At 71.2% G+C, this 9,741-nt stretch carries 10 protein-coding genes; 6 read left to right on the top strand and 4 right to left on the bottom strand.

Going from position 1 to position 9,741, the window contains the following annotated elements; all coding sequences use genetic code 11:
• From QZ433_RS14635 to QZ433_RS14615, 5 genes are all read left to right on the top strand, one after another.
• Positions 1-806, top strand: an 806-nt coding sequence (locus tag QZ433_RS14635; protein WP_295784853.1) for an ATP-binding cassette domain-containing protein, incomplete at its 5' end; no start/stop codon positions are given.
• Complete coding sequence (gene mmsB / locus QZ433_RS14630; RefSeq protein ID WP_295784851.1) at positions 793-2,058, top strand: multiple monosaccharide ABC transporter permease; 1,266 nt, start codon at positions 793-795, stop codon at positions 2,056-2,058. The genes QZ433_RS14635 and mmsB, both read left to right, overlap by 14 nt.
• Positions 2,059-2,201: 143 nt before the next feature.
• The gene (locus QZ433_RS14625) at positions 2,202-3,530 is read left to right on the top strand and encodes a histidine kinase (RefSeq protein WP_295784848.1); all 1,329 of its coding nucleotides are present in this window, start codon (positions 2,202-2,204) and stop codon (positions 3,528-3,530) included.
• The gene (locus QZ433_RS14620) at positions 3,518-4,183 is read left to right on the top strand and encodes a response regulator transcription factor (RefSeq protein WP_295784846.1); all 666 of its coding nucleotides are present in this window, start codon (positions 3,518-3,520) and stop codon (positions 4,181-4,183) included. Before QZ433_RS14625 ends, QZ433_RS14620 begins: the two co-directional genes overlap by 13 nt.
• On the top strand, positions 4,180-4,998 hold the full coding sequence (locus tag QZ433_RS14615; RefSeq protein WP_295784844.1) for a hypothetical protein: 819 nt from the start codon (positions 4,180-4,182) through the stop codon (positions 4,996-4,998). The genes QZ433_RS14620 and QZ433_RS14615 overlap by 4 nt, the downstream gene beginning before the upstream one ends.
• Here the strand turns inward: QZ433_RS14615 and QZ433_RS14610 are convergent.
• The gene (locus QZ433_RS14610) at positions 4,961-5,884 is read right to left on the bottom strand and encodes a DMT family transporter (protein ID WP_295784843.1); all 924 of its coding nucleotides are present in this window, start codon (positions 5,882-5,884) and stop codon (positions 4,961-4,963) included. The genes QZ433_RS14615 and QZ433_RS14610 overlap by 38 nt on opposite strands.
• A 40-nt stretch (positions 5,885-5,924) precedes the next feature.
• Between QZ433_RS14610 and QZ433_RS14605 the strand changes: the two genes are divergently transcribed.
• Positions 5,925-6,416, top strand: coding sequence for a MarR family transcriptional regulator (locus QZ433_RS14605; RefSeq protein ID WP_295784841.1), 492 nt, complete (start codon positions 5,925-5,927; stop codon positions 6,414-6,416).
• Here the strand turns inward: QZ433_RS14605 and QZ433_RS14600 are convergent.
• From QZ433_RS14600 to QZ433_RS14590, 3 genes are all read right to left on the bottom strand, one after another.
• On the bottom strand, positions 6,406-6,879 hold the full coding sequence (locus tag QZ433_RS14600; RefSeq protein WP_295784840.1) for a GNAT family N-acetyltransferase: 474 nt from the start codon (positions 6,877-6,879) through the stop codon (positions 6,406-6,408). The genes QZ433_RS14605 and QZ433_RS14600 overlap by 11 nt on opposite strands.
• On the bottom strand, positions 6,876-7,334 hold the full coding sequence (locus tag QZ433_RS14595; RefSeq protein WP_295784838.1) for an NUDIX domain-containing protein: 459 nt from the start codon (positions 7,332-7,334) through the stop codon (positions 6,876-6,878). Before QZ433_RS14595 ends, QZ433_RS14600 begins: the two co-directional genes overlap by 4 nt.
• Before the next feature lie 88 nt (positions 7,335-7,422).
• Positions 7,423-9,741, bottom strand: a 2,319-nt coding sequence (locus QZ433_RS14590) for a DUF3418 domain-containing protein (protein ID WP_295784836.1), incomplete at its 5' end; no start/stop codon positions are given.

Genomic DNA, 9,741 nt, shown 5'->3' with positions numbered 1-9,741 from the left:
ACCGCTACCCCGACCGCGACGTCGAGATCGGCGACGAGGTCCTGCGCATCGAGGACTGGAACGTCAGCCACCCCACGGATGCCACGCGCACCGTCATCCACCAGGCCAACCTGAACGTGCGGGCGGGAGAGGTGGTCGGCATCGCCGGCCTCATGGGCGCCGGCCGCACCGAGCTCGCGATGAGCGTGTTCGGCAAGAGCTTCGGCTCGCGCATCTCGGGCACCGTCTACATCAACGGCAAGAAGGCGGACACCTCGACGGTGCCGAACGCGATCCGCAGCGGACTGGCGTACGTCACCGAGGACCGCAAGGGCGCCGGACTCAACCTGATCGACACGATCAAGCGCAACATCTCGCTCGCGGGCATGCGCAAGCTCGTCAAGGGCGGGTTCGTCGACGGCGACGAGGAGTATCTCGTGGCCAACCGCTACCGCAAGTCGATGAACATCAAGGCGCCCAGCGTCGACGTGGTCGTCGGCAAGCTCTCGGGCGGCAACCAGCAGAAGGTCGTGCTGTCGCAGTGGTTGTTCTCGGACCCCGAGGTGCTCATCCTCGACGAGCCCACCCGCGGTATCGACGTCGGCGCGAAGTACGAGATCTACACGATCATCAACGCCCTCGCGGCGCAGGGGAAGGGGGTGCTGGTCATCTCGTCCGAGCTGCCCGAGCTCCTGGGCATCTGCGACCGCATCTACACCCTCAGCGAAGGCCACATCACCGGCCAGCTGCCCATCGAAGAGGCCACCCCCGAGGCACTCATGGTGCTCATGACGAAGGAAAAGGAAGCCGACCATGTCAGCGCTTGACAACACCGTGACCCCGCAGGGTCCCGCCACGCCGAAGGGCCCCGTCGGCGGTGGCGCCGGCGGCTCCGGCGGCGGCCTCGTGCAGTTCTTCACGTCGCGCCTGCGCGAGATCGGCATCTTCATCGCGCTGATCGTCATCGTGCTGCTGTTCCAGGCCCTCACCGGCGGGCGCCTGCTCACCGCGGGCAACGTGTCGAACATCATCGTCCAGAACAGCTACATCCTGATCCTCGCGATCGGCATGGTGATGATCATCATCGCCGGCCACATCGACCTGTCGGTCGGCTCGGTCGCCGCCTTCGTCGGTGCGGTGTCGGGTGTGCTCATCGTCCAGTGGGGTCTGCCCTGGTGGCTCGGCATCCTGCTCTCGCTCGTGCTCGGCGCGGTGGTCGGCATGTGGCAGGGCTTCTGGGTGGCGTACATCGGCATCCCGGCGTTCATCGTGACCCTCGCGGGCATGCTGCTCTTCCGCGGTCTGACCCAGATGACGCTCGGCAACACGCAGATCACGCCGTTCCCGACCGAGTACCGTCAGCTCGGCGGTGGCTACCTCTTCCCCGAGCTGTTCCCCGCGAACTCGTCGCCGGCGGAGTGGATCACGGTCGCCCTCGGCGTGCTGACCCTCGTGCTGTTCGTCGTCGCGCAGGTGCGCCAGCGCGCCAAGCGCGCGGCCCTCGAGCTGCAGAACGAGCCGCAGGCGGCGTTCCTGGTCAAGGTCATCGGCGGCGGCGCGCTCATCGCGTACCTCACCTACCTGCTCGGTGTCGCTCCCGGATCGCGCGGCACGCCCATCGTGCTCGTGGTGCTCGCGCTGCTGATCATCGGCTACTCCACCGTGATGAGCCGCAGCGTCTTCGGTCGCCACATCTACGCCATCGGCGGCAACCGCACCGCGGCGAAGCTCTCGGGCATCAACACCCGCCGGGTCGACTTCATGCTGTTCGTCAACATGGGCGTGCTCGCGGCCCTCGCCGGCATCGTGTTCACCGGTCGCCTGAACTCCGCCGGTCCCGGCGCGGGAAACCTGTTCGAGCTGGATGCCATCGCGGCGTCGTTCATCGGTGGTGCGGCCGTGCAGGGCGGTGTCGGCCGCGTGGTCGGCGCGATCGCCGGTGGTCTGGTCATGGGTGTGCTGAACAACGGCATGTCGCTCATGGGCATCTCGACCGACGTCCAGCAGTTCATCAAGGGTCTCGTGCTGCTGCTGGCCGTGGCCTTCGACGTGTGGAACAAGAACCGCACCCGCGGTTGATCCACGCTCTCCGCGGATGCCCCGTCGCCTCGTGCGGCGGGGCATCCGCGTTCCCGGCGACTCACGCGCGTTCGGGATATCCCGAACGCACCCGGGGGATGACCGGGCGGCGCCGCGCGAGCGGGCGTCCTAGCGTGGAACGCATGACCACGGCATCCGTTCTTCCGCCTCCGCCTCCCGTTCCCGGTCCCGCAGCCGCCGGGCGCGCGACCGACGTGCTCGATACCGTCGCCCCGAAGGTGCGGGTGACCACGCCGGGCCGCGTCTTCGGCGCCGCGGCGCAGCTCGCCGCGCTGGGTGTGATCGGGCCGGCGGTCTTCACGACCTTCTTCACGGTGCTCGGGTGGGGCCTCGGTCTGCTCGCGGCGCTGCTGTTCGGCGTCGTCTTCCTCGTCGCCCTCGTCTACCTGTTGTTCGCGGTCGCCTGGTTCGAGCGCGCGCGCCTGGACGGGCTGTACGGCCTGGGTCTGGCCCCGTTCCGCCTGCGGCGCAGCCCGCGGCCGGGTTTCGTCGGCTGGTTGCACTCCCTGTGGCTGCAGACCATCGCGCCGGCGCAGTGGCGGGCCCTGGCGTCGTTCGCGATCTCGACCGTCCTGGGCCTGGTGACGCTCGCTGCCATTGGCGGGGCCGCGTGGAGCGTGGCGCTGGGCCTGCGCCCGCTGTTCGGCGCCTCCGACGCGCGCTTCTTCTGGGGGCTCTTCGTCACGGGTCCCTGGGCCCCGCTGGTGGGTCTCGCCGGCATCGTCCTGTGCCTGGCCGTCGTCATCGGCCTCGCGATCCTGCACGGCGTCATCGCCCGGGCGATCTTCGTCCCCTCCCGAGAGGCTCAGCTGCTCGAACAGGCCCGTACCTCCGACACCCGGCGTGCCGGTGCCGTCCGCGCGGCCGAGGTGGAGCGGACGCGCATCGAACGCGACCTGCACGACGGCGTCCAACCGCGGCTCGTGTCCATCGGCATGACGCTGGGCCTGGCCCAGACCAAGATCGACGACGACCCCGCCGCCGCCAAGGCGTTGATCGCCGAGGCGCACGCCTCGACCAAATCGGCCATCACCGAACTGCGGCAGTTGGCGCGCGGCATCCATGCCTCGGTGCTGGAGGATCGGGGACTGGATGCCGCCCTCTCGGCGCTGGCGTCCCGGTCGCACATCCCGGTGACCCTCGACGTGCGCCTGCCGCGTCGCTGCGGTCGCGCGGCGGAGGAGGCCGTGTACTTCGTCATCGCCGAGGCGCTCACGAACGCCGCGAAGCACTCGCGCGCCGCGGCGTGCCGGGTCGACGTCCGCGTGCGCGACGACGGCTCGCTGTGGGCCCGCGTCGAGGACGACGGTCTGGGCGGGGCGCGGATCGTCCCCGGCGGCGGGCTGGACGGCATCGTCAACCGCGTCGGCGCGGCCGGCGGGACGGCGCGGATCGACAGCCCGCAGGGCGGTCCGACGACGGTGGAGGTGAACGTCCCGTGCGCATCCTGATCTGCGAGGACTCCGTGCTGCTGCGCGAGGGGCTCGTGCGCCTGCTCGCCGACGACGGCCACGAGGTGGTCGCCGCGCTCTCCGACGCCGAGGGGCTGGACGCCGCCGTGGCCGACACGACGCCGGACCTGTGCATCCTCGACGTGCGGCTGCCCCCGACCTGGACCGACGAGGGCATCCGCGCGGCGATCGCGCTGCGGTCGCGGCATCCGGGTCTCGCCGTCCTCGTGCTGTCGCAGTACGTCGAGGAGCGGTACGCGGCCGACCTCATCGCCGACGGACAGGGCGCCCTCGGCTACCTGCTGAAGGACCGGGTCGCCGACGTCGCCGACTTCCTCGACGCGGTCGCCTCGATCGCGCGGGGCGCCACCGTGCTCGATCCCGAGGTCGTCTCGCAGTTGCTGACGCGGCGCCGCCGCGACGAGCGGCTGCAGAGCCTCACCGAGCGCGAGCGCAGCGTCCTGGCGCTGATCGCCGAGGGGCGTTCGAACCAGGCCATCGCCTCGGCGCTGTTCGTCAGCGAGGCCAGCGTCGAGAAGTACATCACCGCCATCTTCACCAAGCTCGGCCTCGAGCAGGACGACACCGGCAATCGCCGCGTGATCGCCGCTCTCGTGCATCTGGGCCACGACCACACCGGAGCGACCTCATGAGCATCGACACCCCTCCTCCCGCCGCGCCCCGTCGTCGCGGTGCCGCATTCGCGATCTCGGTCGTGACCATCGTCGCCGGTGGGTTCATCGCGCTGGGGACGTTCCTCGGCACAGGTCTCTCCGCCGCGCACGGCATGGCCTCGTCGCGGTGGGACGCGACGGTGGGCGACCAGGTGTCGTCCGCGGCCGAGAGCGGGACGCTGTCGTCGCTCGACGTCCAGGTGGCCGGCGCGCGGCTGTCGATCGTCTCGGGCGACGTCGAGGCCCCCGAAATCGACGCCGCGACGAGCGGCCCCAACGCGTGGACCCTCGAGCGCGACGGCGACCATCTGCGCGTGGTCTCGCCGACCGGTTCGTTCATCGACCCGGATTCCCGGGCGACCCTCACCCTGCCGCGCGGGTCCTCCGTCGCCGCCGACGTCCGCGTGAGCGGGGGGACCCTCGACGTCCAGGGCGACTTCGACGCCCTCGACATCGAGGTCAGCGGGGGCAGCGCGACCGTCTCGGGCACGGCTCGTTCCGTCGACCTGTCGCTGGCGGGGGGCTCGGCGTCGGTCGACCTCACCGACGCGTCGACCGCCGCGTTCGACGTGGCCGGCGGCCGACTGACCGCCGCGCTCGACGGCGCGACGCCCGAGAGCACCCGCGTCGAGGTGACCGCGGGCTCGGCCGACGTCACTCTTCCCGACGACGAGTACGCCGTGACCACCGACGACGGCGTGGGCACGGTCGACAACCGCCTGCGCAGGAACGCGGCGGCCGTGGCGACGGTCGATGTCACCGCGACGATGGGCTCGGTGACGCTGCGGTCGTGATCAGGCGCGGGCGGCCGGGAGGCGGTTGCGTCCGCCCCCGGCCTCTCGCTGTGTTCGCGACGGCGATCGCCGCGATCACCAGCAGGATGCCGAGCAGCTGCGGGAGGGCGAGCGATTCGCCGCCGACGGCCACCCCGAGCAGCACACCCGTGACGGGGTTGAGCAAGCCGATCAGGCCGACCGTCCCGGCGGACAGGTGTCGGAGTCCGGTGAACCAGCACACGAACGCCAGGGCGGTGGCGATGACCGCGACGCCGGCGTAGGCGGCCACCCCGGCGGCATCCACGCGCGGTGGGGGACCTTCGACGACTCCCGCGATCACGACCAACGCCACCCCGCCGGCCGTCAGCTGCCACGACGTGGTGGCCAGAAGGGGCGTCTCATCCCGCCAGCGCGTGGTGAGGATCGCGCCCAGCGACGACGAGAGCAGGGCGATGACGGATGCCGCGACCCCGGCCGGTGAGAGCGATCCGGCGCCGAGCCCGACCACGAGCACGACCCCGGCGAGACCCACCGCCGCACCGATCGCCCACCGCACGGTGGGGCGCTGGGCGAGCAGCGGCCAGGCGAGGCCGGCGAGGGCCAGGGGCGCCATCGCCATGATGGACGCCGCGATCGACGAGGGCAGCAGCTGCGCCGCCACGTACACCAGCACGAAGAACGCGCCGAAGTTCAGCATCCCGAGCAGGGGCGCCTTCCCCCACCACGCCCCGCGCGGTCGGCGGCGCGCGAGCGCCCACAGCAGCAGACCCGCGGGGAGGGCCCGCAGGGCGGCACCCCACAGGGGCGCGTCGGACGGCAGCAGATGCCGGGTGACGACGTAGGTCGCCCCCCAGGCGATCGGCGCGACGGCGGTGACGGCGACGACGCGCCATTTATCTTCCATGGAAGGTACTATAGCTTCCGCGGAAGATATGCTGTCACCCATGGATGCCGATCATGTCGATGAGATCGTCGGGGAATGGGCCGTCGAACGCCCCGACGTCGACGCCTCGCCCATGCAGGTGCTCGGAAGGCTCAGCCGCATCGCGGCCCACCTCGACGCCGAGCTGCTCGCGGTCTTCCGGCGGTTCGGCCTGGGAGAGGGGGAGTTCGACATCCTCGCCACGCTCCGCCGCGGGGGCGAGCCCTTCGCGCGCACGCCCGGAGAACTGGCCCGCCACACGATGGTGACGACGGGGGCGGTGACCAAGCGCGTCGATCGGCTGATGGCATCCGGTCTCGTGTCCCGGAGCGCCAGTGATGACGACGGTCGCGGCCGTGTGGTCACGCTCACCCGCGAGGGGCGACGGGTGATCGACGAGGCGCTCGTCGCGCACCTGACCAACGAGGAACGCCTGCTCTCCGGCCTCGACGCCGATCAGCGCCGAACGCTCGAGGCGCTGCTGCGCGCGTGGGGAGGGGCGCTCAGCCTCTGAGTCGAGCGGGTCGCCGCCACGTCACGAAGGGCGTCCCGGCGGGTCCTGGGCGGGTCTGATCGCTGGGACTCCAACCTCGTCGGCGATAGAAGGCCTTTGCGCGTTCGTTCCGATTCCAGACGTCGAGGTGTGCGGGCCGGCCGCTCAATCCCTCGACGAACCGCTCGTGGAGGGCGTCGGCGACGCCCGCCCCGAACCACGGGGGGTCGACATACAGACTATGCAGTTCGACTTCCACCTCCTTTATCTGCCAGCGCAGGCACAAGAAGCCGACCACCGAATCGTCCTCCACCGCGCACAAGACGTGCGCGTCGCTCTCGCGCAAAAGGCGTCGCCACATCGGCCGTCGATCACGCTGGGCGTCCTCGGCGTCGAGCGCGTCGCCGTAGTAGGCGGCTCGGGACCGCTCGTGCAATGCGGCGATGGCATCGACATCGTCGGCCCCGCCTCGGCGAACGATCACGCCCGCGGCCGCCCGACGTCGGCGATCACCCGATCGATCCAGGTGCGGCGGTCCAGGCCGCGAATCGCGTCGCGGTCGAACCATCCCAGCTCCCGCAGCTCCTCACCGTCTGCGACGGCGTCACCGAGCAGTTCGCAGTCGTACGCGGTCGTGATGTAGCCCACGCGGTCACCGTTCGGATACGTGACCATCATGGCGTGACCGCCGTAGGCCCCGACGATCCCGCGGATGTGCACGCTTCCGCCCGTCTCTTCGAGAACTTCGCGGTGCAGCGCATCCGCCGGTTCCTCGCCCGGTTCGACGGCACCGCCGATGAGACTCCAGGAACCGCTATGCGCGTGCCGTGCGAGGAGGAACCGGTCGTCCTGCCGGATGACAGCGGTCACCCCGGGAAGCAGAAGGAAGTCGTTGCCGATGCGCGAGCGAATCGAGGTGACGTACTCCGACTGAGCCATCCGGCGAGTCTAAAGAGCTGAGTCGAGAATGCGTGAGTCGCCAGGCTTTGTCGCTTCCGGGCATGCCCGGGCGACAGATCCTGGCAACTCACGCGCCCTTGAGCGCCTTCGCGATGCGCTGGGGCGAGACGGGCTCGGCGGTGCCCAGGCGCTGGGCGAACAGGCTCACGCGCAGCTCCTCGAGCAACCATCGCGTCTGCACGAGGTTCGCCGGCGCATCGGCGGGCAGGGGCACGACGCCCCCGGCGTCGGTGAACCCGACGCTCGCGCGCTCGTGCTCGGTCATGCGCTGCCGGTCCCGGCCGGGGTTGTCGGAGAGGGTCTTGACCCGCTCGAGCGCCCCCGCGAGGTACCGCGGCAGGTGCTGCAGGCGCGACAGGCCCGTCCGCGACAGGAACCCGGGGAAGATCAGCCCCTTCAGCTGACCGCGCACGTCGTTGAGCGCCCCGAGGAGCGTGATCGACGAGGCATCCTTCATCGCCCGCTCGACCTCGCGCTGGGCGAGCAGGATCTTCGCCGCGAGCGACACCGTCTGGAACGTGCGATCCACCGAGACGGACGAGAACGCGTCCCGCACCCGCTCGAACTCCCGCTTCGTCCGGACGACCCCGGTGGGGCTCTCGCGCAGGAGCACGTCGTCGGCCAGCGCCACGCGCGCGTCCTCGATGAGCGCCTTGGCGTTCTGGTACGGGGATGCCGCGAGCGCCAGCTTCTCGTTCGCGGTGAGGTGGTCGAGAACGTAGGCGGCCGGCGACGGCACGGCGAGCAGCATCAGGCGGCGGATGCCCGCGCGGGTGTGGCGCGCGGCGTCCTCGGGGGTGGCTTCGACGCGCAGGGTGACACTGTCGCCGTCGTCCACGAGCGCCGGGTACCCGCGCACGACCCCGCCCGCGACGGGGGTGTCGACGACCTCGGTCAGCTCGTCGAAGTCCCACGTCGTGAGGGTCGAGCGCGAAGCGAACGCGGGAGAGGCCGCGGCGACCTTCGCGGCCGATCGCGCGGCGGGACGCTCGCGCGTCACCGCCGACTCGACGCTGGAGCGGGCGCGGTCGGCGAGCCGGCGCTGCAGGGCGCCCAGGTCGCGGTCCGAGCCGACCGCCCGGCCGCGCGCGTCGACGGCGCGGAACGACGGCAGCAGGTGCGCCGGGACGCGATCGAGTTCGAAGTCCGCCGCGCTGACGCGCTGGTTCGCGACGCGCTGCACGAGCGCGGCGAGGGCGTCGACGAGTGTCGTGCGGGGCAGTCCGTTCGCGTGCTCGGGGCCCTTCTCGGCCAGCTCGGCCGAGAACTTCTCGGCCCAGTCGGCCGCGGGCACGACGTTGCGGCGGATCGTCTTCGGCAGGGCGCGCAGCAGGGCCGTGACGAGCTCGTCGCGCATGCCGGGCACCTGCCAGTCGAAGCCGTCGGGACGCAGCTGCGCCAACAGCGGCAGGGGGACGACGACCGTCACCCCGTCGTCCGGGGCGCCGGGCTCGAAGCGGTAGGCGAGGTTGAGGGTCTGGTCGCCCTGTCGCCAGCGCGCGGGGAACGCCCGGTCATCGCCCTGCGCCCGGTCACCGGTCAGGTCGGACTCGCGCAGGTCGAGCAGGTGCGGCGTGCGGTGGACGGCATCCTTCCACCAGGTCTCGAAGGAGCGCACGTCGGTGACGTCGGCGGGGATGCGGGCGTTGTAGAACGCGAACACGGCTTCGTCGCCGACGAGGATGTCGCGACGGCGCTCGCGCTCCTCGATCTTCTCGAGCAGGCGGCGCTGCTCGACGTTGCGGCGCAGGAAGGCGGTGAGACGCTTGTCGAGCACCGACGGGTCCCACTCGCCCTCGACCAGGGCGTGCCGCACGAACATCTCGCGCGCGAGCGGACGGTCGAAGCGCGACAGCTGCACGCGGCGGCGGCCGACCAGCTCGACCCCGAACAGGGTGACCTTCTCGTAGGCGGCGGCGGAGCCGGCATCCTTCGACCAGTGCGGCTCGCTCAGCGAGCGCTTGACCAGATCGGGGGCGAGATCCTCGGCCCACGCCGGATCGACGGCGGCGACCGTGCGGGCGAACAGGCGCGACGTCTCGACGAGTTCGGCGGCCATGACCGCCGTGGGACGCTTCTTCTTCAGCCCCGAGCCGGGGAAGATCGCGAAGCGGGCCCCCCGCGCGCCGATGTACTCGCCCTTGACGGGCCGGGTCTCGCCGGGAGCCTTGCGGTCCTTCGTCTGCGCCAGGGTGCGGGGATCCAGGATGCCGAGATGCGACAGCAGTCCGGACAGGATCGCCCGGTGGATGGCGTCGCCGGCGGCGTGCCCCTCGGGGGCGGTGTCGGCGGACCCTCGTCCCACTTTTGTCGATGTATGTCCCGAATTTCGCGACCTGGAGGGGTCGGAACCGGCCAAAAGTGGGACATGGTTCTTCGAGCCGCG

The organism is uncultured Microbacterium sp. (assembly GCF_913776565.1).
Lineage (GTDB): Bacteria > Actinomycetota > Actinomycetes > Actinomycetales > Microbacteriaceae > Microbacterium.
The sequence above is the reverse complement of the archived record's forward strand: the minus strand, read 5'-3'. Positions and strand labels throughout refer to the sequence as shown.

Excerpts from the sequence above, each read along its gene's own strand:
- mmsB (WP_295784851.1), top strand. The coding sequence starts at position 793 with ATGTCAGCGCTTGACAACACCGTGACCCCGCAGGGTCCCGCCACGCCG.
- QZ433_RS14625 (WP_295784848.1), top strand. The coding sequence starts at position 2,202 with ATGACCACGGCATCCGTTCTTCCGCCTCCGCCTCCCGTTCCCGGTCCC.
- QZ433_RS14615 (WP_295784844.1), top strand. The coding sequence starts at position 4,180 with ATGAGCATCGACACCCCTCCTCCCGCCGCGCCCCGTCGTCGCGGTGCC.
- QZ433_RS14610 (WP_295784843.1), bottom strand. The coding sequence starts at position 5,884 with ATGGAAGATAAATGGCGCGTCGTCGCCGTCACCGCCGTCGCGCCGATC.
- QZ433_RS14605 (WP_295784841.1), top strand. The coding sequence starts at position 5,925 with ATGGATGCCGATCATGTCGATGAGATCGTCGGGGAATGGGCCGTCGAA.
- QZ433_RS14595 (WP_295784838.1), bottom strand. The coding sequence starts at position 7,334 with ATGGCTCAGTCGGAGTACGTCACCTCGATTCGCTCGCGCATCGGCAAC.